Annotated in this window: 23 protein-coding genes; 11 read left to right on the forward strand and 12 right to left on the reverse strand. The window is 43.0% G+C overall.

The features are described 5' to 3' along the window. The first annotated feature begins 166 nt into the window (after window positions 1-166). The 3 genes from V7K67_RS20220 to V7K67_RS20230 all read left to right on the forward strand — a co-directional run bounded on the left by V7K67_RS20220 (window position 167) and on the right by V7K67_RS20230 (window position 2,565). Window positions 167-955 (forward strand): SDR family oxidoreductase, encoded by a 789-nt coding sequence (locus V7K67_RS20220; RefSeq protein ID WP_335168106.1) that lies wholly within the window; start codon window positions 167-169, stop codon window positions 953-955. A 93-nt stretch (window positions 956-1,048) separates the two neighbouring features. After that, window positions 1,049-1,768 carry a rhomboid family intramembrane serine protease gene (locus V7K67_RS20225; protein WP_335168108.1) on the forward strand — a complete coding sequence of 240 codons (720 nt, stop codon included), beginning with the start codon at window positions 1,049-1,051 and terminating at the stop codon, window positions 1,766-1,768. Window positions 1,769-1,893: 125 nt separating this feature from the next. Beyond that, window positions 1,894-2,565, forward strand: coding sequence for a rhomboid family intramembrane serine protease (locus tag V7K67_RS20230; RefSeq protein WP_334705964.1), 672 nt, complete (start codon window positions 1,894-1,896; stop codon window positions 2,563-2,565). 86 nt (window positions 2,566-2,651) lie between these two features. Here the strand turns inward: V7K67_RS20230 and V7K67_RS20235 are convergent, their stop codons facing one another. From V7K67_RS20235 to V7K67_RS20245, 3 genes are all read right to left on the reverse strand, one after another. Next, entirely contained in the window at window positions 2,652-4,826 is a 2,175-nt protein-coding gene (locus V7K67_RS20235; RefSeq protein ID WP_334705956.1) for a GumC family protein, read from the reverse strand. Between the two features lie 251 nt (window positions 4,827-5,077). After that, window positions 5,078-6,430 carry a polysaccharide biosynthesis/export family protein gene (locus V7K67_RS20240; protein ID WP_334732113.1) on the reverse strand — a complete coding sequence of 451 codons (1,353 nt, stop codon included), beginning with the start codon at window positions 6,428-6,430 and terminating at the stop codon, window positions 5,078-5,080. Between the two features lie 233 nt (window positions 6,431-6,663). Continuing rightward, on the reverse strand, window positions 6,664-7,386 hold the full coding sequence (locus V7K67_RS20245) for a cyanoexosortase B system-associated protein (protein ID WP_334732112.1): 723 nt from the start codon (window positions 7,384-7,386) through the stop codon (window positions 6,664-6,666). Window positions 7,387-7,495: 109 nt separating this feature from the next. On the opposite strand from V7K67_RS20245, the gene V7K67_RS20250 reads away from it, so the two are divergent. Continuing rightward, window positions 7,496-7,741 (forward strand): hypothetical protein, encoded by a 246-nt coding sequence (locus V7K67_RS20250; RefSeq protein ID WP_334732111.1) that lies wholly within the window; start codon window positions 7,496-7,498, stop codon window positions 7,739-7,741. Here V7K67_RS20250 and crtB read toward each other — a convergent pair. Beyond that, entirely contained in the window at window positions 7,738-8,631 is an 894-nt protein-coding gene (gene crtB, locus V7K67_RS20255; protein WP_334732110.1) for a cyanoexosortase B, read from the reverse strand. The genes V7K67_RS20250 and crtB overlap by 4 nt on opposite strands. 229 nt (window positions 8,632-8,860) lie before the next feature. Further along, window positions 8,861-10,117 carry a DegT/DnrJ/EryC1/StrS family aminotransferase gene (locus V7K67_RS20260; protein WP_335168111.1) on the reverse strand — a complete coding sequence of 419 codons (1,257 nt, stop codon included), beginning with the start codon at window positions 10,115-10,117 and terminating at the stop codon, window positions 8,861-8,863. Between the two features lie 753 nt (window positions 10,118-10,870). On the opposite strand from V7K67_RS20260, the gene V7K67_RS20265 reads away from it, so the two are divergent. After that, window positions 10,871-12,424, forward strand: coding sequence for a GAF domain-containing sensor histidine kinase (locus V7K67_RS20265; protein ID WP_334732108.1), 1,554 nt, complete (start codon window positions 10,871-10,873; stop codon window positions 12,422-12,424). Between the two features lie 456 nt (window positions 12,425-12,880). After that, window positions 12,881-14,299, forward strand: coding sequence for an IctB family putative bicarbonate transporter (locus V7K67_RS20270; protein WP_335168113.1), 1,419 nt, complete (start codon window positions 12,881-12,883; stop codon window positions 14,297-14,299). 66 nt (window positions 14,300-14,365) lie between these two features. On the opposite strand, the gene smpB is transcribed toward V7K67_RS20270, so the two are convergent. Continuing rightward, window positions 14,366-14,833 carry an SsrA-binding protein SmpB gene (smpB, locus tag V7K67_RS20275; protein ID WP_094349892.1) on the reverse strand — a complete coding sequence of 156 codons (468 nt, stop codon included), beginning with the start codon at window positions 14,831-14,833 and terminating at the stop codon, window positions 14,366-14,368. A 601-nt stretch (window positions 14,834-15,434) separates the two neighbouring features. Here smpB and V7K67_RS20280 point away from each other — a divergent pair. Beyond that, window positions 15,435-16,118 carry a response regulator transcription factor gene (locus tag V7K67_RS20280; RefSeq protein ID WP_334705948.1) on the forward strand — a complete coding sequence of 228 codons (684 nt, stop codon included), beginning with the start codon at window positions 15,435-15,437 and terminating at the stop codon, window positions 16,116-16,118. A 209-nt stretch (window positions 16,119-16,327) separates the two neighbouring features. Here V7K67_RS20280 and V7K67_RS20285 read toward each other — a convergent pair whose 3' ends face one another. The 4 genes from V7K67_RS20285 to murC all read right to left on the reverse strand — a co-directional run bounded on the left by V7K67_RS20285 (window position 16,328) and on the right by murC (window position 20,045). Next, complete coding sequence (locus V7K67_RS20285; protein WP_335168146.1) at window positions 16,328-16,825, reverse strand: low molecular weight protein-tyrosine-phosphatase; 498 nt, start codon at window positions 16,823-16,825, stop codon at window positions 16,328-16,330. Window positions 16,826-16,901: 76 nt separating this feature from the next. Beyond that, complete coding sequence (locus V7K67_RS20290) at window positions 16,902-17,249, reverse strand: YbaB/EbfC family nucleoid-associated protein (protein WP_179067011.1); 348 nt, start codon at window positions 17,247-17,249, stop codon at window positions 16,902-16,904. Window positions 17,250-17,454: 205 nt separating this feature from the next. Next, window positions 17,455-18,456: a UDP-N-acetylmuramate dehydrogenase gene (gene murB / locus V7K67_RS20295; protein ID WP_334732106.1), complete on the reverse strand. Its 1,002-nt coding sequence runs from the start codon at window positions 18,454-18,456 to the stop codon at window positions 17,455-17,457. A gap of 125 nt (window positions 18,457-18,581) precedes the next feature. Further along, window positions 18,582-20,045, reverse strand: coding sequence for a UDP-N-acetylmuramate--L-alanine ligase (gene murC / locus V7K67_RS20300; protein ID WP_334732105.1), 1,464 nt, complete (start codon window positions 20,043-20,045; stop codon window positions 18,582-18,584). 403 nt (window positions 20,046-20,448) lie between these two features. Between murC and nadD the strand changes: the two genes are divergently transcribed. Together nadD and V7K67_RS20310 are read left to right on the forward strand one after the other, a co-directional pair. After that, complete coding sequence (nadD, locus tag V7K67_RS20305; RefSeq protein WP_335168117.1) at window positions 20,449-21,099, forward strand: nicotinate (nicotinamide) nucleotide adenylyltransferase; 651 nt, start codon at window positions 20,449-20,451, stop codon at window positions 21,097-21,099. Between the two features lie 116 nt (window positions 21,100-21,215). Further along, on the forward strand, window positions 21,216-22,229 hold the full coding sequence (locus V7K67_RS20310; RefSeq protein WP_334732103.1) for a type I glyceraldehyde-3-phosphate dehydrogenase: 1,014 nt from the start codon (window positions 21,216-21,218) through the stop codon (window positions 22,227-22,229). Between the two features lie 196 nt (window positions 22,230-22,425). On the opposite strand, the gene thiL is transcribed toward V7K67_RS20310, so the two are convergent. Then, window positions 22,426-23,451 carry a thiamine-phosphate kinase gene (gene thiL / locus V7K67_RS20315; protein ID WP_334732102.1) on the reverse strand — a complete coding sequence of 342 codons (1,026 nt, stop codon included), beginning with the start codon at window positions 23,449-23,451 and terminating at the stop codon, window positions 22,426-22,428. Window positions 23,452-23,541: 90 nt separating this feature from the next. Here thiL and V7K67_RS20320 point away from each other — a divergent pair, with 90 nt between their 5' ends. Next, entirely contained in the window at window positions 23,542-24,123 is a 582-nt protein-coding gene (locus V7K67_RS20320) for a Uma2 family endonuclease (RefSeq protein WP_334705941.1), read from the forward strand. A 72-nt stretch (window positions 24,124-24,195) separates the two neighbouring features. Here V7K67_RS20320 and V7K67_RS20325 read toward each other — a convergent pair whose 3' ends face one another. Continuing rightward, window positions 24,196-25,302 (reverse strand): peptidylprolyl isomerase, encoded by a 1,107-nt coding sequence (locus V7K67_RS20325; RefSeq protein WP_334732101.1) that lies wholly within the window; start codon window positions 25,300-25,302, stop codon window positions 24,196-24,198. Between the two features lie 203 nt (window positions 25,303-25,505). Between V7K67_RS20325 and efp the strand changes: the two genes are divergently transcribed. Continuing rightward, complete coding sequence (gene efp / locus V7K67_RS20330; RefSeq protein ID WP_094349903.1) at window positions 25,506-26,063, forward strand: elongation factor P; 558 nt, start codon at window positions 25,506-25,508, stop codon at window positions 26,061-26,063. Window positions 26,064-26,118 lie beyond the last annotated feature (55 nt).

The raw sequence follows: 26,118 nt of genomic DNA on the forward strand, positions 1-26,118 counted from the left end.
GCCGTAAGGGGAATCCGGTAGTGGCTGACTCTACTACTAATAGTACCTCGAAGGAAGTTCTGGCAACATTAAGAATGTACCAGAAGCCTACACCGCCTGAGTACAGGTCGGTGTAGGTAGTTCACGTTATTGATGGCTTGAAAATAAAAAATCCGCAAAATTACAAATGAGCGATGCCTACGGCGGGCTACGTCTACGCTGGACACTGACAGGAAAGAAAGCACTGATTACAGGTGCTACCAAAGGTATTGGACTAGCTGTTGCCAATGAGTTCTTATCTCTAGGTGCAGAAGTCACAATTGTGGCACGGAATTCTCAAGATGTTGACCAACAACTAATTATCTGGCAAAAATCAGGATTACCTGCTTATGGGATTACGGCAGATGTTGCAACCCCTGATGGGCGACAAGCCATTTTTGAGCAGGTTAGCAAAACCTGGGATAAATTAGACATCCTGGTTAATAATGTGGGAACCAATATTAGCAAAAAAGTATTAGACTATACGGCTGCTGAATATGAGTTTATCATCCAGACAAACCAGATATCAATTTTTGAGATGTGCCGTCTGTTTTACCCCCTGCTGCAAAATGGCGAAAACAGCAGCATTGTGAATATAAGTTCTGTGGCGGGTTTAGTCTCGAACCGTACAGGCGCTCCTTATGGTATGACTAAAGCGGCTATAAATCAACTGACGCGATCGCTATCAGTGGAATGGGCTTCAGATCATATTAGGGTAAATACTGTAGCACCTTGGGCTATTCGCACGCCTCTAACCGAGTCTGTACTCGATAACCAAGATTTTCTCAAATTAGTTCTATCACAAACACCTATGGGAAGGGTTGGTCAACCAGAAGAAGTTGCAGGTTTAGTGGCATTTCTTTGTATGCCTGCGGCATCTTTCATCACTGGACAATGTATTACTGTCGATGGTGGATTTTTGGCTTTTGGTTTTTAAGTCTAAAAGCGAAAGCCATCCACGAGGTAGAAGAAACTACTTACAAAATTCCGTATTGTAGAATTGCTATCTTAAAATCAGGAAAAAACGCCCGTGGTTCCAATTAGCGATAATAATCCGACAAAAATCACGCCTTATGTAACTTATGGACTGATTGCTGCCAATGTCCTCGCTTTTCTTTATGAAGCAAGTCTTCCCCCACAAGCATTAAATGGATTTTTACACCTTGCGGCTGTCGTTCCACGAGAACTGACTTTAAGCTTTGCTGGTATCTCTGTACATCAACCAGTACCAGAATGGGCAACTTTGATTACTTCCCAATTTTTGCATGGTGGTTTCTTGCACTTAGCCGGTAATATGTTGTTTCTCTGGATTTTTGGTAACAATGTTGAAGATAAATTAGGTCATGCCAAATATTTACTGTTTTATTTATCTTGCGGTGTTTTGGCATCTTTGACACAGTGGTTCTTTGCTCAAGATTCTAGCATTCCTTCTTTGGGTGCAAGTGGTGCGATCGCAGGTGTCATGGGTGCATACATTCTCCGCTTTCCCAATGCCGAAGTTCTCGGCGTCGTCCCTTTAGGATTTTTCTTCCCAACTTTCCGTGTCCCCGCATATTTCTTTTTAGGATTCTGGTTTCTTGAACAAGCCTTCTACGGACTTGCCAGCCTTGAAACACGTACCAACATCGGTATGGAAAGCGGTGGTATTGCCTACTGGGCCCATGCAGGCGGATTTATATTTGGGGCAATTCTCGGCCCACTGTTGGGTTTATTTAGCGATAAATCCCAGGAAGAATCTTGGTATAAGTAATTTTCATAGTATCGTAGTAGCCCTAAATTATACTGATTGATTTAACAGATGAAATTGTCTATCTTTCGCAACCACTAGCCTGACAAGCTATATTGCAGTTAGTCAATAATTTAGGAAAAACACCTGTGTTTCCCCTCTACGACGAAAATCCGACGCGAATCACCCCGTATTTCACCTACGGGTTAATTGGCATGAATATTTTAGTTTTTATTCACGAGGTGAGCCTGTCAAATGCACAATTGAGTCAGTTTTTAAATCAGTATGCGGTAGTGCCTCAACAGCTAACCACCAATTTCAATGGAGAGTGGATAACATTATTTACGTCGCAATTCTTACATGGCGGTTGGTGGCACTTAATCTCAAATATGGTGTTTCTCTGGGTTTTTGGCAACAATATTGAAGATCGATTGGGTCATGCCAAATATCTGATTTTTTATTTGGCGTGTGGTGCTTTAGCTGCTTTGTGCCAATGGTTTATTGGCATGAATTCTGAGATTCCTTCCTTGGGGGCAAGTGGTGCAATTTCTGGGATTTTGGGTGCGTACATTATCCGCTTTCCCCACACTAAAGTTGTAACCTTAATATTTTTGGGGTTTTTCATCACCACAATCAGAGTGCCAGCACTCATAATAATTGGACTTTTTATTGTGCAAAATGTCATATCCGGTCTTGCTACCCTGCAAACAGCCGCTAACATGACTGTGGAAACTGGTGGAGTTGCCTATTGGGCGCACATTGGTGGTTTTGCTTTTGGGGTAATTCTCGCTCCCCTATTTGGCTTGTTTCGGCGCGACTAAATACAACATTCCCGAAAATTTGTAGCTAAACAATTGCTACTTCTCAATTCTCTGCGTATTCTCTGCGTTCAAATTTCCACAAACTATTAGTTTTTGTTGGCACTCGCCGAAACTTCTTCAGATTCTTCTACCTCAGATGTAAATGTTGATGATTTTGCAACTTCTTCAGGTACATAAACAATGATATCAGCACCATTGATGATTGCTCCCAATAATCCCAATTCAGATTCAACCAATTGATCGATAGCTTCACCTAGCATATTCTCTTGTGTATAGTGTGGTCGTGCCACTAATATGATCCCATCGCTATAGGGTTGGATTAACAAAGGATCATTGGATATACTGAGAGGGCTAGTATCTAAAATAACTAAATCAAAACGTTCACGGACATCTTCCATGAGCCGCCGCATTTCGCTTGATTCAAGAATAGCAGCAGATTGCCGCACAGGGCCAGGGCTAGGAAGAATGTATAAATTTTCTACATCAGGAACTAAACGAATACATTCACTCAAATTAGCGTAATAACGCAGGGGTTCAATACCGGCCTCAGGGTCAGGAATTACTTTCAGGGATGCACTACGAGAAGGCGATCGCAAATCTGTTTCGATAATTAAGGTTCTTTTACCAGCACGTGCAGAAGCTATACCCAAGTTATATGCACTTGCCGTTTTCCCCTCTGAGCTACTGGTGCTAGTAATCAACACTACCTTTAAGGTTTTACCACCAATCCGGCGGAGATTACTACGGAATTTCTCATAAAATTCTAAATAAGGAGAATCGGCGGAAAGTACCACAGGCACCCCTTCCTTATCCAAATCATCAACTGGCATTAAAGGCAATTCTCCCAACAATACCACTTCCCGTTGCTTGAGGCTCTGGCGGATATCCTCTCTGGTTTTGAAAGTCCCTTCCAACGCTCCTAACAAAAATATCACCCCGCCACCAATCACCACACCTAAGAAACCGCCCACAGCAAGGGTAACAGGCACACTCTTTGGAGGTTTGGCATCAGCAGTAACTGTGGGGCGTCTGGCAATGCTGAGACTACTAGTAGTTTCTGCCTCTGCAGTTTTAGCATCCGTTAGCTTCACCTGCATTTGGTCATAGATGGCTTTTTTGAGTGCAACCTCCTGTTCTAAACGCGATCGCTCCAATTGCTTATTAGGTATCAGGGAATACTCTCGCCGTAGTCGGGCTTCTTGGCGGATTTCTTGAGATAGTTGTTGTTGGAGCGTCTCCCGTTGGGTTTGCAAAGACACCATTTGGTTTGCTAATTGCTGGCGTGCAGGATCTAAGCTACTTTGGGTGCGAATACCTGCAATGTCACCCTGAAGCGGAGCCGCTGTCCCACCACCACCTAACACCTCAGCTGCACGTTGTTGCAGCAATTCCTCAGCAGCTTGTTTCTGACGCATCAACTGAACCATCGTTGGGTGTTCCGGTCGCAAATCTTTTCTGAGTACGGCAATTTGCGACTCACTTTGATAAATTTGCGCTCGCAAGTTACCAATAATTGGATCGGCACTCAAAGCAGAAGAAACATAAGCCTGTCCGACTGTTAGGCCTAACTTATCTTGTAAACTGCGAACTTGACCATCAACCCCAGAAATAGTTAATTGAATTTGCCGTTGGAGATTTTGGCTGGCAGTAATAGCGCTTAACAAACTGCCATTCTCTGCCGCTAATATTGCTGTTCGCTCTATGCGATCGTACTGTTCCAACTTCTTCTCAGCAATTTGCAATTCCCGTTTAGTTGGTGGTGTGCGATCGTTAATTTTTTCAATAATTGCTTGTAATCGCCCAGTATTGATATCACTGCTCAACTTGATCATTGCTTTCATCAATTCTGTCAAGACCTCTATACCTCGTTTGGGATCAGTATCTACATATTTCAATTCCAAAATACTAGATTCCAATTCTCCACTCCTGGGGTTTTTTTTAGGAAGAGAAAGGACGACACTGGCACCAAGCTTTGCCGGTTTGACACCAACTTTTTCTGCCACTCCTGCAATTAGCTGGTTTGAGAGTAAAACTTCCTGATTCAACTCCTTTCCTTGCTGTTGGATTTCAGTACCAGTTGCAGAGAAAGAAACTGGTGGTCCACTATAGGTAAGTGCGGCAGATGCTATATAGCTAGCAGGTGGCTCTGGTTGCATAGCGACCACAGTTGACCCGGCGACAACTAAAGCAAAACTAGCTAATCCAATCCACTTGTATTTATCAAAAGCAATAAGATAGCGCTTAACAATTGGTGGGGTCATGGTCGCTTCGCTCCAATTCAAAATTCAAAATACCCTACGGGAACGCCAAGGGCGTACAAAATTAAAAATTTAGGAAGCACCAAACTAAAGATAATGGCTTTGATACAAGAATGCTATCAACTTCCTACTACATATCCATTGATATCTTTAAGATTTTTCTATTAATGAATTCAAAGATAAGTTTGAGATATGGCTTCCTCCACTCCCAACTATATCCAGCTTGTGTCCTTCTTTTATAGTCACTAATTTGATCAATTGCCACCGAAGTTTTTAAAAAATTGCAGAAAGGATTGAACGTTGAAGAAAGGTTGGGTAATGGTAGTCAGTAAATTAGTAATTTTACCAATGAGGTTCCGACCGACAACAATAACATCATTATCTTGAAGTGCTACATTTTGAGATGCATCACCACCTAGAGCTTTTTTAGCATCAAGTTTTTGGGTAACAGCTTTACCTTGTTCAGGATCAAAGCGAACCAGAGCGATATCTCGGAGGTTAGCAGTGTCAAGATTGACTCCTCCCAAAGCATCTACAAATGTACTACCGTTAGGCAACGCTTGAACGGAAAGGCCTCCCGCAGCGTAGTTTAAAACCCGGATTCTAATCTGTGGTACAGCCAAGGATGAACGTGCTACCAAATTGCGGTCATAACCGTCATCATTACCAACTTCACGACGGGGTACTAGTATCGCATCTCCGTCTTGTAAGCGTAAATTAGGGATTGAACCGCCATTTTGCAGTGCTGCATATAAATCAATAGTTTGTGAAATCACAGAACCATCTATTAACTTACGGCGTATTTGCACCTGTCGTAGGTCTGCATTCAAGGTTGAACCACCAGATATTAGTAAAGCATCAGCAACGCGGGGTGTTGGTGAATTAATCGGATAAATTCCTGGTCGAAATATTTCCCCGCTAATGGTCACTTGAACTGGTCGCATCCCTGCCAAAGATACTACTACAATTGGATCTGGGAAAAAGCGACTCAAACCTAAGCGAATTTTTTCTTGAGCTTCTTCCAAAGTTAAACCTTGTAATGACACTGTTCCCACTTGCGGCACTACAATGTTGCCTTCTGGACTAATTACAGCTTGAAAACTTAAGTCTTGACGCTGTGTTGCTAAGGCTAAAACTATAACTGGATCAACCACATAACGATTTAAACCCAAGCGAATTTTTTCTTGAGCTTCTTGCAAAGTTAAACCTTGTAAGAAAACTGTTCCCAGTAACGGCACTACGATATTACCCTCTGGGTTGATTAAAGCTTGAAAGCTCAAATCTGGAAAGCGCTGAACCGAAACGCTAATTCCATCACCTATGCCTAAGCGGTATGGCCCAGGAGGACGCTGAAGCACAACCCCAATCCCATCTCCTGGCCCCAAGAGGTAGCGGCTGAGTTGCGGGGAAATTTCGTTATTTGCACCTGGAGGTATAACCTCAGTACCCGGCACAGGCGAGGGGGGTTGCCCTGGTGATTGTCCTTGAGGTGGAAAAGGCTGGGCAACAACAAGTTGGATAGGTGTTGTTAAGAAAACTCCTACTTGAAGGCTGACAAAACACAGGGCGCTGAATCCACGCATATAATAACTGGGATCTATGAACATCGTTGTAGAAAATACTGATATAGAAATTAGTCGCGCCGAGTCGTTATTTTACTCTAAAAATGTCTTAGATGTCTCTTTTGTCTGCAAGTATTTACCAAGGAAAAGAGAAAAATTTTACTAAATTTTATTTCTAACTTCATCTTCTTAACATCTTTTAGGTGAGTTTCAGCCTGAACACAATTTCATCGAGATACTTTTGATGAATCTCTGCACAAAGGTATGTGTAACAGACTTTATAAAGGGCCTGTCATTAATGCGGCTTGCACTATTTCCCCAATAGACTGGGCTAAAGACCAAGATGTTTCTACCTGTCCCAAAGGTTCCATTGGAATTAAAATACTGACACCCACCCAAGGAATGCGTTGCTTATGCCACTGTGCCAATTGATCCGCCAAGAACCAGTGAAAAGGTGATGAATTTCCGCCGTCTGGCATGGCGTACCATTGCAAGACAGCAAAGGTTTGTTGTGGTGTTGAGGCACGAAAGAACCTAGCTTCTACTTGAGTTTTGACATTAGAAGCCAACTTTGCAGGCGGTTTCACAGTAAATTTAGCAGAACGAGATTGAGCTATATCCCACTTTCCCCAGCGTGACCTTCCCCAGCCGTTAACGTCTGTCCACTCTACCTCTGGTTGATCCATAGGCCCATTTTGCGGTAACAAAAGTAGAATTGCCTGGGATTCAGAATTTTCTTTTTTAATTACCTGCAAAGACCATTTATGTTCGCCAATTTGCTGTTCTGCTTGTTCAATGGTTTGCCAACCAGGAAGGGTTAACCCAGTCTTGCGGATTTGTTTTAATTCGTTGAGGTTAGTAACAGGTGGTGGCTGTTTCCATTGCCAGTGTCCTGTCAGGTATCCGGGAACCGCTGCTATGGCCAGCAGCAGTAGCAATAACAAGAGTGCTGCTACCTGACTTAATTGGTTTCCCTTGAAAAACTTGGAGAAGGAAGTCATCAGTAAAATTTGCAATACTTAGGCAAAATTTTACTTTATAAAAGAACATTGTGAGTTCAGTAATATTTAGGACTTACGTATAAGTGATGAAAAACTAAGGGAGTGGGGAGTGGGGAGTGAAGGGGCAGAGGAGGCAGGGGGAGAAGAATTAATAACCAATGCCCAATGCCCAATGCCCATACCCAATGCTTTTACCCGAATTTCTCACGCTTTTGGGTGGGGAGGTGTGGGAGGTGCTGCGTTGCACAAAGCGCTCGATATGAAGCGCAGTGTCTCAATTCCTCCTCATTCTCCCCACACTCCCCACACTCCCCACACCCCTCAATTTCTCGCTTGTGAGAAATCCAGGTTTTAGCCTTCTGCTTCTTGCTGAGTTTCTGGAGATGTCGAGAAATAGTTATTAATCCAATTCAGTAAGGGCACTAATGACACCAGCATACAAGCAGAGTAGAGATCACCACCCCAACCCGCATGCAGCCACTTAAAAGCTGCTTCTTGACCTGTGCCGTGAAAGAAAGTTAGTAAAGTATTACGAATGATATTGGCAATAATACTAACGATCGCAGCAATACATAAAAACGATATAGTTGTGCGGCGCGAAGATAAAGCGTCTGTCCAATAAAGCAGCATCAAACCGACGTAAAGAGTAGTAAATAACATTTTCAGCCCCGCACAATAGGGGGCAACTTCTACAATCCGTCCTCCCACATAGAGATTGATCTCATATACAGTCACTTCCATACCAAATTGATTCAGTATAAAGCCTGCTGTACCAGCAATGAAGCTTTGGAGAGGCGAGGTATAGGGAGCAATGAGATAGGGTAATGCCGTTGGGGTTGCCAAAAATACTAGTAGCAGGGGGAATCCTTGCAATTGCAAACCTGATATTCCCTTAAACCACAAGCATAATCCTACTAATATAATGGGCAAGGAAAGGTTAACCCACTCTGTAACACCGCTAAAATAAAAAACTGCTCCTAATAACAAGAAAACAGCGCCCAAAGGATGGATGGTATCTGGCAAACGTCTCCACTTTTTCCGATTCATCCAGCCCAGATAAGCCGCGAATGGTAGACCAATAATCCCGTGGCTGAAATATTCGTGTTCTGTACTAATATTTTTGTGCAGCCAACCATCCAACCAGTGTAGCAATATCGGAGCATAAAGCAGCAGCAAAACGCCTAAAATAGCTAGATTTAACAAGCCTGATGCGTTTATGTTTTTAACCTGTTGCCGGAGTGCCATGATTTTAAGTAATTCAAAAACTTTCAGTATTTCAGGTGGGGAATGGGGAAGATGAGGGAGATGAGGGAGATGAGGGAGATGAGGGAGAAATCAATTCAAAATGACGCTCTCTACGTTAGCGCAGCATGTCGCAGACAGAATTCAAAATTAAAGAACTTCTGCCTCCTACCTCCTCTTTCCCAGTGCCCCATGCTCAATTCCCTACTTCCTGTTTTGCATTGAATCAACTTCAAACTACCACGCTGTCAAGGTCAGCAGGAGATATGTTGTCTGCTTTTTGACTTATTGGGACTTCTAGGGCGGGATTATCGAGTCCTAACCAATCAGCAGAAGATAGATTATCTGCCTTATAACTCGTTGAGACTGCATTAGCGATCGCAGCTACAACTTCTTTAACTTGGCTACTGCTCAAACCAGGATACATCGGTAATGATAATATTTGCTGTGATAACTTCTCTGCTTGGGGAAAATCTCCCGATTGATAGCCTAAATTGCTAAATGCTGGCTGGAGATGACAAGGAATAGGATAGTGAATGCCAGTTTGAATCCCTGCTGCTGTGAGTTTTTCCTGGAGTTGCAGGCGTTCTATTGGGCAGAAATCATCAACTTTAATCACATAAAGATGATACACATGTCCTGTATCACTTTGATTTTCTATAGGGATAATCCCAGCAGTCGCTAAAGGTGCTAGTTCCTCATCATACTGCTGGGCAATAGTCAAGCGATCGCGATTCCACTGTGGCAAATATGGTAATTTTTTGTGCAAAATTGCTGCTTGCAAAGTATCCAAGCGGCTATTTGTACCTGATTCAGTATGAAAATACTTTTGCGATGCACCATAATTTCGCAAGCGCCCCATCTTCCGGGCTACGTCCAAATCTTGCGTCAGCAGCATTCCTCCATCTCCAAATGCTCCCAAATTTTTGCTGGGATAGAAACTAAAAGCTGCTGCTATTCCTACTGAACCTGCATGATATCCGTCTCTTTGGGCGAGATGTGCTTGGGCTGCATCTTCAAAAATTAGTAGTTTGTAGGTATCGGCAAAATTAATTAAATCATCTGGTGATACCATCTGCCCATAGAGATGCACAGGGATAATTGCTTTAGTCTGAGGTGTAATTGCCTTTGCTGCGGATTCTAAATCAATTAAAGCTGTTTGGTGATCGCAATCTACCAAAATGGGCTTGGCACCAGCGCGTAGCACTCCGATTAAGGTTGCGACAAAAGTATTTGCTGGTAAAATTACTTCATCGCCAGCACCAATATTACAGGCTTGTAATCCCAGAGCGATCGCATCTGTTCCTGATGCAACACCAACCCCGTAAGCTGCTCCAGACGCTACCGCAAATGCTGCTTCAAAATCTGAGAGTGCTTGCCCTAAGATAAAATCTCCCCGTTCCAATACAGATTGGATTGCATCTTGCAATTGCGTTTGAATTGGTTCATGTTGTAATTTCAAGTCTACAAAAGGAACTCTAATAGTCATTTTATTCATTACCAGTTGTCCTCAACAAATATTTCCTCGTATGCCAAAAATAGAACCGCCCGCTTAATTTTCAGTGTGAAATTGTAATAGGTTTAATCTATTGAATAGGGACTTAGATCAACTATCTAGTATGACTATGGGTAATTCAAAATCATCCCCTATTCATTTGATCCCTCAAAGTTGGCATCAGACTTATCCAAAACTGCTAATCCAACTTCTCTCAAAATGCAAAAAGCTTTTCAACTAAGCTTTTGACTAATTTTGTAGCTTGCTTCCCCATAGAAATATGCTTGGTCTATTTACGTCCTACTGTACTAGGATTATCATTTCTTGGTGCTAGATGCTATCAGTAAAAGTGGCTATATATAATTACACTAATATGCTAGTTATTTAAAGTAAATTTACTTAAAATATGCCAGTAAAAGTTTTCGCTTATATAGATCGAGAATGACACCGCCTTTGCATTCTGTCTCTAGGATTAGCTTACCCTAGCTGAATCCAAATCTAACGCAGCCTGATTGCAAAATCTCAAGCAATAAAGACTACACCAGTGATCAACAAAGAACATTCAGCACCAGTAACTAGCAACTAGCGGACACACTTCGTCAGCTTAATGGAAGGGATAAAAAATTTTTGCCCTAAATTTGTTTGTCAGAGGCAAAATTAGGGAATGCTTAAAAATAGCAATTGATAACCTAGAAATAGAGCTTATATCAATTACAGAATCGAGAAATTATTAAGGTAGCAGTGGCAATGATAGAGCCTGAAAACAAATTATTTGCCCTAAAGGATGGTTGGGATTCTCATGAATCAAGAGAACAACAACGCCTCAAAGCTTTGTCAGATTTAGGTTTGCGACAACCAGAAACGATTCCAGTTTTTGAAGAAGCCACACAGACTGCTGCCCACTTTTTGGAAGCACCAATTTCCATATTGGGATTTGTGGATCAAGAACGTCACTGGTTCAAGTCGTCGGTGGGCTTATCTAGACTGGGACTAATGAATCATTTGGCACAAAGCCGCCAACTGTCACGCCGAGAATCCTTTTGCACTCAGGTAGTAGAGAGTTTACAAATATTTGTAATTAATGATACACATAAGCTTACAGATCCAGTACTTGCTAGCAGCAAGTTAGTGCAAGATTATGGTATTCGTGCTTACTTAGGAGCGCCACTGATTGATGCTGAGGGACATTGTTTGGGTGCATTGGCAGTGATGGATTTAGTCCCACGCAATTTTACAAACCGAGACATTGAGTTTTTACAAATCATCGCTCGTTGGAGCATGAGTGAATTTGAGCGTAACCGACTCTTGCAAGGGAAACTCGAATCAAGCGCTCCTAAAAGCGCTCCGATGTTTTCACTCAATGACGAACGTAATACTGAGATTAAAATCACCGCATCCACTAAAGATAGCGACTCTATTTCTACCAAGCAACTGAAACTAGAACTTTTGGGTCAGCTAACTCAGGAGTTACGCACGCCCTTAACATCTGTACTCGGTATGGCTAGTGTTTTAGGACGTGAGATTTATGGCCCTTTGACAACTAAGCAGAGAGAATATTTAGAAATCATCCAACACAGTGGCCGGTATTTACTTTCTCTAGTAAACGAAATTACCGAACTAGGAGCTATGGATGAAAACTCAACTGTGCTAAATCTAGCTCCTGTGGATATTGAAATGCTATGCCAACAAGCTATCAATACCCTAGAAGAAGTGGCTAATCGCCGCGAGCAAGATATTCGCCTGTCTATAGAACCGGGACGCAATCGCATTTGGCCTTTAGATAAAGACAAGGTGCGGCAAATCCTCTATCACCTGGTTTTCAGTGTAATTCAACTTTCGGCTACAGGTAGCATTGTTCGCATTCATGTTTCTTACAAGGAAGATACGCTCAACATTACTATTTGGGTTTCCCATCCTTGGCTGGGAGATGGCATCACTGAGGTTGATCCCTATTTTCGTCTCAATTCTTTGTCGCTGCTGGAACTGACAGGTGAGGCGGGAACTTACAATGCTCATGCAGAAGGACAAGAGCAATTAGATACTTCATCAGTAGCGGTGGACAATTCCAAAAACTCGAGTGATTCCCACTCAAATTTCTCTACTACTAGTTCAGGTATAAATTTAGCTAAATCACATGGAAATCTTTCTCGTGAAAGCTTGGGTCTATTATTAAGTTGTCAACTGGCAGAATTGCATAGTGGACACATTTTGATTCAAGGTTCGCCAGAATCAGGATATCGTTATGTGCTTTCTTTGCCACTGCAACTGGCGACTCCTTCACAAGCAATTAGTGATGTCTAATCTTGGGGATTGGGGATTGGGGAAGGTGGGGCCCCCTCTGGGGATAAGGGGTAATGGGGACTGGGAACTTAGGATTGGGAAAGACGTATTTTTTATAGAGAATCATTAATTTGTAGCGAATTCTCTGCGTGCCTTGGCCCTTGCCTCGACGATGCGGGAAGGCGTACCCCTACGGGGAAGCAAGCTACGCGTAGCGTCTCGTAGAGAAGCGTATCGGCGTTAAAATTTCAACCCTCAATTCGCCACGATTTTACGTAAAGTTGTACTAAGTACATGAAGAACTATCTTAACTTCGTATTAATTGAGGTGGTTCCAGATTAAAAGTAGTGATTAATGGCTAGGAATAAGAGCGCCATTACACGATGTACAATTTCCGTCATTACCTTTTTATAGGGGTATGCATTATGATCAATTCCAAGTTCTGCGTCGGCAGGCTAATTGATCGCAATGTTTTTTATGAATTTAGTCTGGCAACGATTTACTTTATCATCTTTACCGCTCAAAGAATATCTTGCTACCAGTTATGTACACCGCTCTCTGGTGGGACTGTTAAGTTCTTGGCGGCAAACCAGCATCTTGCTCCAGTGGGGAGATGCGACAGCAGCTGCTTTACTCAGCTTAATATATGCTCTTGCACCTTTTGCTTCGAGTACGTTGGTGGGTTTGTTGCTGGTGGCTTGTGTCGGATTTTGGTTGTTGTTGACTCTATCTGATGAAGTAACACCAACAAATGTCTCGTCAGTTACTCCGATTCACTTACTGGTATTGCTCTACTGGGGAGTTGCGGCAGTTGCAACAGCATTATCACCAGTAAAAAGGGCGGCACTTAATGACTTGGGCACGTTGACCTTATATTTGCTACTATTTGCCCTTTGTGCCAGGGTATTAAGGTCGCCTCGCCTCCGGTCTTGGATTATCATTCTTTACCTGCATGTATCGTTAATTGTCAGTGTCTATGGATTGCGACAATGGTTTTTTGGAGCCACAGCACTGGCGACTTGGGTTGATCCAGAATCTCCTCTGTCTAAGACGACAAGAGTCTACAGTTATTTAGGCAATCCCAACTTATTAGCTGGATACCTTTTACCAGCAGTAATATTTAGCTTTGTGGCAATTTTTGCATGGCAAAGCTGGCTTAAAAAAGCTTTGGCATTAACGATGTTAATTGTCAATACTTCCTGCTTGATTCTGACTTTTAGTCGTGGCGGTTGGATTGGACTAGTGGTAGCATTTTTAGCTGTGATGGCATTACTAGTTTATTGGAAAAGCGTGGAAATGCCGCGTTTTTGGCGTACTTGGTCACTGCCGATTGTCTTGGGAGGTTTAATTGGGGTATTAGTGCTAGCAGTGATATTTGTAGAGCCAGTGCGCCTGCGAGTGTTCAGTATTTTTGCCGACCGTAAAGATAGTAGTAATAATTTTCGCCGAAATGTGTGGGATGCTGTTTTTGAGATGATTCGCGATCGCCCGATTTTCGGCATTGGCCCTGGTCACGGCTCTTTTAATAAAGTTTATCCGCTCTACCAACACCCTCGTTACACTGCTTTGAGTGCCTATTCGATATTGTTGGAAGTGACTGTAGAAACTGGCTTTGTTGGTTTAGCCTGTTTTCTCTGGCTCATAATTGTCACATTTAATACGGCACTTTTGCAAGTGCGACGATTGCGACAAGTGAAAAGTGTCGAGGGATTTTGGTTAATTGGAGCGATCGCTATTTTGTTGGGTATGCTAGCTCACGGCACTGTAGATACTGTCTGGTATCGTCCTGAAGTTAATACCCTCTGGTGGCTGATCGTTGCCTTAATTGCTAGCTACTGGACACCCTTAGCTCAAAACCAGACAAATTCATCTAACTCAGAACCAGCAGTAAATTAACATCAGTAGGTTGTCAGTTGTTTTTTATGACAACTGACAAAATAATTCTGACTCCTGAATTCTTCTTCAATAGCTTTTCATTGCCCGTTGAATGTCACGCTGGTCTTGGCGTCGTTTCAGGTCTTCTCGCTTATCGTGGAGCTTTTTACCTTTGCCAAGGGCTATACTCACTTTTAGCCAACCTCGTTTGAGATACATTTTCAAAGGGATTAAAGTTAAACCCTGCTGTTCGACTTTGCCAATTAGCTTACGGAGTTCTTGACGATGCAATAATAGCTTGCGTGTACGCCGTGGTTCATGATTGAAATATTGTCCACTAGCGTTGTAAGGCGAGATATGCACATTGATCAACCATGCTTCGCCATTGCGAAGCAAAGCATAGCCATCTTGGAGATTGACTTTCCCTGCACGAATTGACTTCACCTCTGTTCCTGTCAATTCAATTCCAGCCTCGTAAGTTTCTAGAATTTCATACAAATAACGGGCTTGACGGTTGTCGCAAATAACTTTGTAACCTTCGTTCTTGTCGCTCATTGATAATTTTGTGTGCTTTAAATGTACCTAAAAAATTATTTGGATTGGCTTGTGAATTATAGGGTGTATCTTAGAACTGCTATGAATGCTGAACCATATATCACTAATCTAGCTTTTTTAAGTTCACAATTAAGAGTTTTCTGGCAAATTTAAGTTATCGAAACAGAATTCAGGAGCGGAGCCGGAGACGTTTCCGTTAGCTCCGGTCAGAATTCAGTTGGGTATTCTGTACGAGTGGCAGGTAGCGACGCGAGTGGAGATAAAAAACAAAAAATATTTATACTTACTTAGCTTTTAGGAAATTATTGATAAAGTTAATATCAATTTACACTATGGTAAGCGTTTACTCTGTCTTATTGATGAGTTGTTACAAATTACAAAGGTCTTTGTGCCTCCCAAGCACGGGTAGTCAAAGGTGAGTTAGACTTCATTAACTTTCCTAAGGATTTAAGATTTTCTTTATAAATCAGCCCTAAAGGCAGTAATTAGCTGATAATCCTGTCATAGTATGAAACATAAGAACACTATTATTGTTTGTGTTCACTGATGGAACACGTAGAAGTAAATTTCTGAGTAAAAAAATGCTAGGGGTGTATTATCCATGCCCTTGACGATCCTTGTAGTGGATGATGATTTGGGCACTCGTCTGTCTGTTAGCGACTATCTTGAACTGTCTGGCTACTCGGTGATCACGGCTAATGACGGTCAAGAGGCTTTGTTTATGGTGGATGAGTATCATCCTGATTTGATTGTCACGGATATCGTTATGCCACGGATGAATGGCTATGAACTGGTGCGTCGGGTGCGTCAGCAACCAGTGTTTCGTTTATTGCCTGTAATTTTATTAACGGCACGCACTAAGACCCAAGAAAGAATTCTGGGCTACCAGTCAGGGTGTGATTTATATTTACCCAAGCCTTTTGAACTCGAAGAGTTAGCAGCAGCAATCCGCAATCTTTTGGAGCGATCGCAAATTATCCAATCAGAGTATCGTTTTTCTCATAAAGAGAGTTTGGGTATTTCCGTCTCGACAAAAGCGGGGGATGTCCATAATTCTCTGTCCACTCAAATTCAGAAATCCCATCTGCACTCATCCCTAACTCATAGAGAACAGGAAGTCTTAGAGTTATTAACTCATGGTCTTTCTAATGCCGAAATGGGTCTTCAACTACACCTGAGTCCTCGAACTGTAGAAAAATACGTTAGCAGTTTATTGAGAAAAACCTCAACCAGCAACCGAGCAGAATTAGTGCGTTTTGCGATGAAGCATGGTCTGGTGGATTAAAAGTTATGAGTGAGGAGTTATAAGTGAGGAATTAAAACTCCTAACTCATAACTCCTAACTCATAACTCCTCACTCCTAACTCCTAACTCCTAACTCCTAACTCCTAACTCCTCACTCATAACTCCTAACTCCTAACTCCTCACTCATAACTCCTCACTCATAACTCCTCACTCATAACTCCTCACTCCTCACTCCTCACTCCTCACTCCTCACTCCTCACTCCTCACTCCTAACTCCTCACTTTTAACTTTTGTCAGCAGACCTTCACAAGCATCGATCAATAAATCAATAACCTGATTAAATCCCTCTTCACCGCCGTAATAGGGATCTGGAACTTCCTTTAGAGTGTGTCGAGAGCAAAACTCGCACATCAAACGCACTTTATGCTGATATTCCTGAGTGCGATCAAGAGTGAGGATGTTCTTATAATTTTCTTGATCCATCGCTAAAATCAAATCAAAGTCTTGAAAGTCTGATTTTTGAAACTGGCGTGCCCGACCACGCAGTTTAATCCCCAACCTTTTAGCAGCCGCAGCACTCATACGTCTGTCAGGTGGGCTACCAATGTGATAACTAGATGTCCCAGCAGAGTCACAAAGGATGCGATCACTCAAGCCAGCCTGCTCAATGAGATGATTCATGATATTTTCTGCCGATGGCGATCGGCAGATGTTACCTAAGCAGACAAACAGTAACTTGTAAGGCATAGATATTATTTGTCCTTTGTCAATAGTCATTTGTCCTTTGTCCAATGACTAATGACCAATGACTAATGACCAATAACTAAAATCCAGGTAACTCCAACCCACTGGTTAATTCTTCCATACGTTCCCGCATGGTTGCTGTGGACTTGTTGTAGGCTTCTTTCATTGCCACTGCTACAAGATCGGAAAGTACTTCTGCACCTTCTGCTAAAGCTTCTGGAGAAATTTCCACCCGCTTGGGTTCTTGGTTCCCACTGACAATCACCTTTACCAGTCCACCGCCAGATTCTCCTTGAATCTCCATTTGCTCCAATTCTTCTTGGAGTCGCTTTGCACCTTCTTGAACTTGCTGCGCTTTCTTAAAAGCTTCAGCCAATTCTTTCATTTTTCCTAAGCCGAAGCCAAATCCCTGTCCTTTTCCTGTCATAATTATTTGTACGCGTGTGCGTTGAATAACAAATCAAATTCAATTATAGATGCGGTAAGTAATTTGACTCTTTTTTTACCAATAATTAATGCTTCATAGAATGAATGGGAATTGGGAATTGGGCATTGGGAATTGGTTATCAATTGTTCTTCCTTACAGCATTATCTTTACCATTCCCCACTCCCCACTCCCCATTCCCCACTCCCTATCCACAAGCACCTTGAAACTCTCCGAGCATTTTGACTTCTGGCTCTAAATTAATAGACCAACGTTCTTGTACTTGATGTTGTATGTGGCGAATGAGACAGAAGATATCGCTAGCTTTTGCTCCACCACGGTTAACGATGAAATTAGCATGGAGTAATGCTACTTGCGCTCCGCCAATTTGGTAGCCTTTCAAACCAGTTTGTTCAATTAACCAGCCAGCGCTATAAGGTTTGGGATTGCGGAACACACTACCACAACTGGGAAAGTTGTATGGTTGGGTGCTTAACCGATGCTTTTTGTGTTGTTTGGTGATTGCCACAACTGCTGCTGGGTCTGCACCTGGGGCAAGTTGTAAGGTGGCTTGGGTGACGATGCGATCGCCACCTTGCAATAATGAAGTCCGGTAGCTATAACCTAATTGATCGGGGGTAAGAGTTTCTAGCGTCCCATCGGGTGAAAGTACCTGGGCACTAACTAACATATCTGCGATACAGCTATTATGTGCCCCTGCATTCATCACTACTGCACCCCCTGCTGTTCCAGGGATACCTACAGCCCACTCTAAACCCTGCCAACCCAATTCCGCTGCTGCCCATGCCAAACTAGGAATTGATTCTCCAGCAGCAACGGTTAATTGACCTGTCTCTAGGTCAAAGTGACTGAAGCGGAGATGACGAGTCGCAATGACTAAGCCTGATATACCACCATCGCTCACCAGCAAGTTAGAACCTGCTCCCAGCGTTGTCACTTTTAAATCACGTTCTTTTGCGTATTTAAGACTTGCTTGCAGTGCTTCTACATTTCGGGGAGAAACGTACAATTGTGCTTCTCCCCCAACTCTATAGGAAGTGAACGCTGACAAAGAAGCCTGAGACTTGATTGCACAATCAGTATTGGGTAAGTAAATTACTTCACTCTCCACCGAATTAGCTGTTTGCTGTTTCTTTGTATTCAAAGAAGAAACTGTGCAGACGTTTCCAGCGGCCTGGGAAATAGTCATCTTTACTTTTTTTTGGTAAAATTTTTACATTTATTTACCGCAAAGATACGGTAATGGAGTTAACTTATAAAACCGTTACTAGAGGGGCGCTTTGCTCAGAAATAAAATTTTGCAAAGTCTCCACTTTAGGATGTGGCTTTAGCAGGCTCACAAAGTGTTGTAATTACTTCAGGAATCACCTGGTTCAAGTTTCCAGCCCCCAAAAACAACGCCAAGTCTCCTGGGCGTAGTGTTTGTAGCAAGTACTCACACACTGCGGGTAAAGTTGGTTGATAAACTACCTGCGAATGCTGTTTAGCAATCTCTGCGGCTAGACTTTCACCACTAATTTGCCCTAAATTTGGTTCACCAGCACTGTAAATATCAGTCAACACAACCAAATCAGCATGTGCAAAGGAATCGGCAAATTCTTCTAAAAACGTCAGTGTACGGCTATAGCGATGAGGTTGGAAGATAGCAACCACTCTTTGCCCTGGTCTTGCCTGTAAACGGGCTGCGGCGAGAGTAACGCGAATCTCGCTCGGATGATGGGCATAGTCATCGATGAAGGTAATGCCATTGACTTCACCTCGGAACTCAAAGCGTCGTCTTGCTCCTTCAAAGGTGGCGATACCTTTGGCAATTGCTCCAAATTCTAAACCCAAGGCGCGACCAACAGCCACAGCGGCTAGGGCATTGCTGAGATTATGCCGACTGAGCAGCCGCAATGTCAACACGCCCAAAGCTTTGCCTCTTTCCCAAACTAAAGCCGTAGTGCCATCAGCCCGATAATCAATATTGGTGACGGTGTAATCAGCGTTGGTATCTGAGTGTAAGCTGTAGGTAATTGTGGGTTGTAAGCGATCGCGCACTGTAGCACAGTCAATGCTACCTATCAACGTTTTACAACTCTTAGCAAATGTCTGGAAGATGTCAATGACTTCTTCTAATGTATCGTAGTGGTCAGGATGATCGAGTTCAATATTGGTAATGATGCCAATTTCCGGAGCGTGTTTTACCAGGGAACCATCTGATTCATCTGCCTCGGCTACCAAATATTGGCTTTGTCCCAGTCGAGCATTACCAGACCATGCATTAACTTCGCCACCTACTAAAATTGTTGGGTCTAGGCCTGCTTCCAAAAGCATATAGCCAATCATGCTACTGGTTGTGGTTTTGCCGTGTGTTCCTGCCACTGCAATGCTGTAGTACTCGGCAATTAGAGATGCTAGTACATCTGAACGATGTAAAATTGGACAACCTAATTCCAGCGCTGCTTTGTATTCTAAATTATTAGTGTTAATTGCTGTTGAACAAATGACTTGAGGCAATTTCGAGTTAGTATCAGCAGGTAATTGTTCTTGTGAATTTAATACTACTGGATTAGCCAATACTTGAGGTCGAAAGAATTCAAGATTGCTTGCCTCTTGTTTACCAAAAATATGAGCGCCGATAGATTCTAACTTGTGCGTAATATGGTTTGGACGAAGATCCGAACCTGATACTGGAAATTGACGCTTTGTGAGAACGTATGCCAGAGCAGACATACCTATGCCACCGATGCCAATGAAATGAAATGGTCTACCACTAAAATCCACAGAATTAGTCATTTATTGCTCCTCTTACACCACACCACACCATAATCACAAATGACACGCGTATCATAACAGGAATTTGATTTTTACCGTAACTACTCCTGTATCATGTTCATGTTTGATGTCCAAATGATGTTTCTGCTCTGGTTTTCTTTGTTCAGAATGATTTTACCTTGGTTGGAGGTTTTTGCTATTTTTGAACTGTTCTTAAGATTATTCTGAAAATTTTGGCTGCATCGGGAAAGAAATTCTTGTAATGTCAAATACATAAATTTGGCTGCCTTACTGTAATTGGCTACATAATACATTGTTTAGTGAAACTGATTTGAAATTGCATCCAGTCTAGGCGTGAATTGAGTAAAATAGTACATTGGTAATGAAACTATTTTCCAATTGCATAAAACCCAGGCATAACTGGATGCAGCAACTAGCAATTTTTGGTGGCACATTTGATCCAATTCATTGGGGACACCTACTTGTAGCCGAAACAGCTTTGCATCAAGTATGCCTTGAAAAGGTAATTTGGGTGCCATCCCTAAATCCTCCTCACAAAGAAGCAGCTTTGTTTGAGCATCGTGTGCAAATGCTGCAATTAGCCATAAAAGATAACCCAGCGTTTACTGTCTCACTAGTGGAGACAAATCGCTCTGGGACTTCTTATGCCATTAACACCCTGATTGACTTATCTGCTTGTTACCCAAATACTCAGTGGTACTGGATTGTGGGCTTGGATACTTTCCAAACCTTACCCCGTTGGCACCGTGGACACGAACTAGCACAAATGTGTGATTGGTTAATCGCACCCCGACTGCTAGGTGGTGAGACTATAACTCAAAGCAAATTAATCTGCAAGCAAGTAGAGCAACAACTCAGAGAGCAGTCCTCTACCATTCACTGGCAACTCTTGAATATACCTTTAGTAGGAGTTTCGTCAAGTCTAATTCGCAAATTTTGCCGCGATAACTTCGTCAACCCCAAGGGCGAACGCCAGTCAATTCGTTATTTAGTACCGGAATCGGTCAGATCATATATCACTAACAACAATCTCTACTCTCAAAAATCTGAATAAATTATGTGTTTTTTTATTGATCTAACACTTTATGGTTATAAGTGCCCCCCCCCTTTGCGATATGATTGGGGTCAACGATATCAACATATAAGCATAAATACAGAGGGCAAGGTACTGTGATTAGAGTTGCAATCAACGGTTTCGGGCGGATTGGACGTAACTTTGCGCGTTGTTGGGTGGGTAGAGAGAATAGTCAAATCGATCTTGTCGCGATTAATGACACATCAGACCCCAGAACTAATGCTCACCTGCTCAAGTATGACTCAATGCTAGGGAAGATCAAAGGTGCTGAGATTGGTGCCGACGATAACTCTATCATCGTTAACGGCAAGACCATTAAGTGCGTATCCGATCGCAACCCCGAAAACTTGCCCTGGAGAGATTGGGGAATTGACCTAATTATCGAAGCAACTGGGGTGTTTACTAGCAAGGAAGGAGCGCTCAAGCATGTGAATGCTGGAGCCAAGAAAGTTCTGATTACCGCTCCTGGTAAAAACGAGGATGGCACTTTTGTGGTTGGTGTTAATCATCACGACTATGACCACAACATACACAACATTATCAGTAACGCTAGCTGTACTACCAACTGCTTGGCACCAATCGCCAAGGTGTTGAACGATAAATTCGGCATTATCAAAGGTACGATGACCACCACCCACAGCTATACAGGCGATCAGCGCTTGCTAGACGCTTCTCACCGCGATTTGCGACGGGCGAGGGCAGCAGCGATAAACATTGTACCCACCTCCACTGGTGCAGCGAAAGCAGTGGCGCTAGTTATCCCAGACCTGAAAGGCAAGCTAAATGGCGTTGCCTTACGCGTACCAACCCCGAACGTTTCAATGGTAGATTTCGTAGTGCAGGTTGAGAAGCGTACTATTACTGAAGAAGTTAACCAAGCTCTCAAAGATGCTGCCGAAGGTCCACTTAAAGGTATTTTGGCCTACAGCGATCTAGAACTGGTATCGTCTGATTATCAAGGTCATGATGCTTCTTCGATTGTCGATGCTAGTTTGACTTTGGTCTTGGGTAATGACTTAGTAAAAGTTATGGCATGGTATGACAACGAGTGGGGTTACAGCCAACGAGTTTTGGATTTGGCAGAATTAGTAGCCGAGAAGTGGGTTTAATTAATAAGTTAGGAGTTAGGAGTGAGGAGTGAGGAGTAAGGAGTTAGGAATTAGGAGTCGAAAGTGAAAAGTGAGGAATTAAAACTCATAACTTCTAACTCATAACTTTTAACTCTTGAAGTAGTGAGGAGTTAGGAATTAGGAGTCGAAAGTGAGGAATTAAAACTCATAACTCATAACTTCTAACTCATAACTTTTAACTCTTGAAGTGTTGAAATCCCTGGCTAAGACTCAGAACTTGGTCGGGGAATTTTTTTTGTTCGTCGTACAATAGTACTGTTGAACCAGCTATAATCTTGCCCACGATCGCAGCACCTTCACCAAGATGTTGCACTAAGGCTGACGCTAACTCTTGTGGTAAGCACAGCACTAATTCAAAGTCTTCGCCACCGTATAGAGCATATTGTAGCGCTTGCTCTGGTGGCAACCAATGGTTAAAAATTTTTGGTATGGGAATTTGTCTGCGTTCTAAGACAGCGCCAACGCTGCTAGCACGGCAAATTTGGATGATCGCATCTGCCAAACCATCACTGCTATCCATACCAGCAATGGGAAGTTGGGAGTTAGGAGTTAGGAGTTGGGAGTTAGGAGTTAAGGTTTTCCAGAGGATTGGTAAGACATCTAATCGTGGCTGTGGGCGTTGGTGTGCATGGATTAGAGCCGCGCGTTCTCCATCTTTGAGATTCTGCCCTAATTCGGGATGTAAGAGTAGTTGTAAGCCAGCGTGGGAGGCTCCATGAAAGCCTGTAACAACGATCGCATCTCCCACAACAGCAGCAGAACGGCGGATAATTTGATTAGGATTAACTTGACCAAAAGCGGTAATTGCCAGAGTAGTAACAGGTGATCGCACCACATCACCCCCAACAATTGGGGTATTGTATTTTTGCAGGCATTCTGTCATTCCCTCGTACAAGCGTTCTACCCAACTTACCCTAAGTTCACCAGGTAGTCCCAACCCGACAGTGATTCCCAATGGAGAAGCGCCCATTGCGGCTAAATCTGATAAATTGGCAGCAGCAGCTCGCCAACCAGCATCTTCTGGGGAAGTGGTGAGGTTGCTAAAATGTACGCCATCAACCAGTACATCTGTAGTCACTACCAAAGATTTCCCTGGTGCAGTTTCAAGTACTGCGGCATCATCCCCGGTAATTTCTGCGGGACAAAAACGCTGTAATTTTTCTAGAAGACTTTGTTCGCCAATATCTTTAACTTTTGTCATTGGTCATTTGTCATTTGTCATTCTCCCCTCATCTCCCTACTCCCCACTCCCCCAAGTTACGATAAAGGTATCGTCTAGGGGGATGTTGGAATGGTCTCTACACCAGTAACAAAGCTCACATTTGAAGAGTACTTAACTTATGATGATGGCAGTGGTTTTCACTATGAGCTAGTAGATGGCAGGCTGGAATTAATGAATCCCCCTACAATTCAACATTTTTTGATTGTCGCTTTTTTAGATACCGCACTCATAGCGGAAATTCAGCGCTTGAGTTTACCTTGGTTAACTTTTCGGGAAACTGGGACGAGGACGGGGAAAAATAAGTCTAGGTTAACTGACTTGTCTGTGGTGACGCATCAGCAAGCAAGAGAATTGATCAATGTATCAGCAGTCTTTGAATCACCACCATTATTAATTGTAGAGGTAGTCAGTCCAGATTCTATCAATCGGGACTATCGTTATAAGCGGTCTGAATATGCGGCGGTTGAAGTGCCAGAATATTGGATTGTAGACCCACTAAAAGAAAAGATTTCTGTGTTGTGGTTGGAAGAAGGATTTTACGAAGAGACGGTGTTTACTGGCGACCAGCAAATTGTATCGCGGACTTTTCCCGAATTAGCGATCGCAGTTGATCAGATATTCACAGCCGGAAATCTGAATCAGGGGAGTTAGAAGTTAATAGTTAGGAGTTAGTAATTATTCTCCCTCATCCCCCTTATCTCCCCCTGCTTCCCCTGCCCTCTCTTATGCAGCTTGCGGCTCAAGCAGATTTTCTATGCCCTGAACCACTTTTGCTGATTCGATTTTGTCACCAGCTTTCAGTTTATCCAAAACTTCTTTACCTTCGGTGAGATAGCCAAAAACGGCATAGCGACCATCTAACAGGTTGCGTCCGGCGGGGGTGAGTTCTGGTTCAAACAAAAAGAAGAAGAATTGTGATGAACCACCATTTACCTCACTTTCAGGACGAGCCATCACTACTGCACCAAAGGCAGAAAAAGGTAGAACTGGCATATCAACGTAACGACCAGCTTCTTCTAAAGTAATACCATAAGTAGGTGCTTTATCTCCTTGAACTAAGACTTCTAAGGGAATAGCGCGATATTTGCCCGTTTTTGGGTCAATGAAACCCACATCTTTACCTGCTGGATCTCCAGTTTGGAGAAAGTAAGATTCTTCAGAACGGGTAAATTCTAAGCCATTATAAAAACCCCTCTGTACCAAATCTACAAAATTACCAGCAGTCACAGGAGCGCTGTAACCATCCACGACAAGGGCCAAATCGCCTTTGTTGGTTTTAATTTCTACAGTGGCATGACCTTTAAGCTGCGGCAGGTTACTATATTCAGCAGGCACTTCAAAGGGGAATTGTTTCACCATTGATTCTTCTAGCTGAGTCACGAGATTCAAAAGTTTGCTTCTCTCTTGCAATATTTGTTCTTTATCTTTGCTGTTCGCCAATTCTTGTAATTTACCCACCCCAGATTTCAACTCGGTAATCCAAGCTTCGGCTTGGGGTTGGCGTTCTGAGGGAACGCTTGTTAAGATTTGGGAAGGTTTATCGAGAATGCGGGATGCTTGGCTGATGTCTTTGGAAATAGCACCCCAACGCCGATTCGCTCGCAGTTGGGCAGAGATGTCCTCTAAACTGCCCTGTAGTTGCCGCACAGGTTTGTTATCTATCGGGAGTGCATACCGCAACAAAGCCTTTCCGTCGGTAATTGCATTGCCGGCTGGCAGTGCGGCGCTACTGGAGGGAGTCCACCCAGCTGTAGTTATGCCTAAAAATATTGTTATCAGCAGTATTGCCATTAGGCTGTTCTTCAGCCAGGATTTTAATAAGTTAAGCATGGGATAACTCAAATGCAGCAGTGAATTGTTGACTGGACGTAACCCATCAATAATCTTCCCACGTTAGGTGATGAGTGGAGCAGAGGTCTAGGGCAGAGGATAAATAACTAATGACAAATGACAACTAACTAATGACAAATGCCCAATGACGACCCTAGAAGGGTACAATAAATGCCGATTGTCTTCCAAAATTTGAAAGTTTCATGATCTCCAGTAACGACTTTCGACCCGGTGTTTCAATTGTATTGGATGGGTCTGTATGGCGAGTGCTTGAATTCCTACACGTCAAGCCAGGCAAAGGTTCCGCCTTTGTACGAACTAAGCTAAAAAATGTCCAGAGTGGGAGCGTGATGGAAAAAACGTTCCGCGCCGGGGAAACAGTGCCGCAAGCCACTCTAGAAAAAAGCACGATGCAGCATACCTATAAAGAAGGCGATGAGTTTGTCTTTATGGATATGGAAACTTATGAAGAAGGCAGATTGACTCGCGAACAAATTGGCGATCGCGTCAAGTACCTCAAGGAAGGTATGGAAGCCGAAGTTATTCGGTGGGGCGAACAGGTGCTAGGAGTAGAATTGCCTAAGTCTGTGGTTCTGGAAATTGTCCAGACAGATCCAGGTTTAAAAGGTGACACCGCCACAGGTGGCTCAAAACCAGCAACTCTGGAAACTGGTGCAGTTGTGATGGTTCCTTTGTTTATTTCCCAAGGAGAACGCATCAAAGTTGATACCCAGGAAGATAAATATATCAGCAGGGAATAACTTTCATCTCTACGGAGATGCAAGTCCCGATTTAAATCCCTACATAGGGATTAAT

The sequence above is a fragment of the Nostoc sp. genome (assembly GCF_036917155.1).
Lineage (GTDB): Bacteria > Cyanobacteriota > Cyanobacteriia > Cyanobacteriales > Nostocaceae > Nostoc.

Coding starts and splice junctions, on each gene's coding strand:
- efp (WP_094349903.1), top strand. CDS start 25,506: ATGATCTCCAGTAACGACTTTCGACCCGGTGTTTCAATTGTATTGGAT.
- murC (WP_334732105.1), bottom strand. CDS start 20,045: ATGACTAATTCTGTGGATTTTAGTGGTAGACCATTTCATTTCATTGGC.
- V7K67_RS20270 (WP_335168113.1), top strand. CDS start 12,881: ATGAATTTAGTCTGGCAACGATTTACTTTATCATCTTTACCGCTCAAA.
- V7K67_RS20265 (WP_334732108.1), top strand. CDS start 10,871: ATGATAGAGCCTGAAAACAAATTATTTGCCCTAAAGGATGGTTGGGAT.
- smpB (WP_094349892.1), bottom strand. CDS start 14,833: ATGAGCGACAAGAACGAAGGTTACAAAGTTATTTGCGACAACCGTCAA.
- nadD (WP_335168117.1), top strand. CDS start 20,449: ATGCAGCAACTAGCAATTTTTGGTGGCACATTTGATCCAATTCATTGG.
- V7K67_RS20325 (WP_334732101.1), bottom strand. CDS start 25,302: ATGCTTAACTTATTAAAATCCTGGCTGAAGAACAGCCTAATGGCAATA.
- V7K67_RS20240 (WP_334732113.1), bottom strand. CDS start 6,430: ATGTTCATAGATCCCAGTTATTATATGCGTGGATTCAGCGCCCTGTGT.
- V7K67_RS20280 (WP_334705948.1), top strand. CDS start 15,435: ATGCCCTTGACGATCCTTGTAGTGGATGATGATTTGGGCACTCGTCTG.
- V7K67_RS20285 (WP_335168146.1), bottom strand. CDS start 16,825: ATGCCTTACAAGTTACTGTTTGTCTGCTTAGGTAACATCTGCCGATCG.
- V7K67_RS20320 (WP_334705941.1), top strand. CDS start 23,542: ATGGTCTCTACACCAGTAACAAAGCTCACATTTGAAGAGTACTTAACT.
- V7K67_RS20220 (WP_335168106.1), top strand. CDS start 167: ATGAGCGATGCCTACGGCGGGCTACGTCTACGCTGGACACTGACAGGA.
- V7K67_RS20245 (WP_334732112.1), bottom strand. CDS start 7,386: ATGACTTCCTTCTCCAAGTTTTTCAAGGGAAACCAATTAAGTCAGGTA.
- V7K67_RS20290 (WP_179067011.1), bottom strand. CDS start 17,249: ATGACAGGAAAAGGACAGGGATTTGGCTTCGGCTTAGGAAAAATGAAA.
- crtB (WP_334732110.1), bottom strand. CDS start 8,631: ATGGCACTCCGGCAACAGGTTAAAAACATAAACGCATCAGGCTTGTTA.
- V7K67_RS20235 (WP_334705956.1), bottom strand. CDS start 4,826: ATGACCCCACCAATTGTTAAGCGCTATCTTATTGCTTTTGATAAATAC.
- thiL (WP_334732102.1), bottom strand. CDS start 23,451: ATGACAAAAGTTAAAGATATTGGCGAACAAAGTCTTCTAGAAAAATTA.
- V7K67_RS20260 (WP_335168111.1), bottom strand. CDS start 10,117: ATGACTATTAGAGTTCCTTTTGTAGACTTGAAATTACAACATGAACCA.
- murB (WP_334732106.1), bottom strand. CDS start 18,456: ATGACTATTTCCCAGGCCGCTGGAAACGTCTGCACAGTTTCTTCTTTG.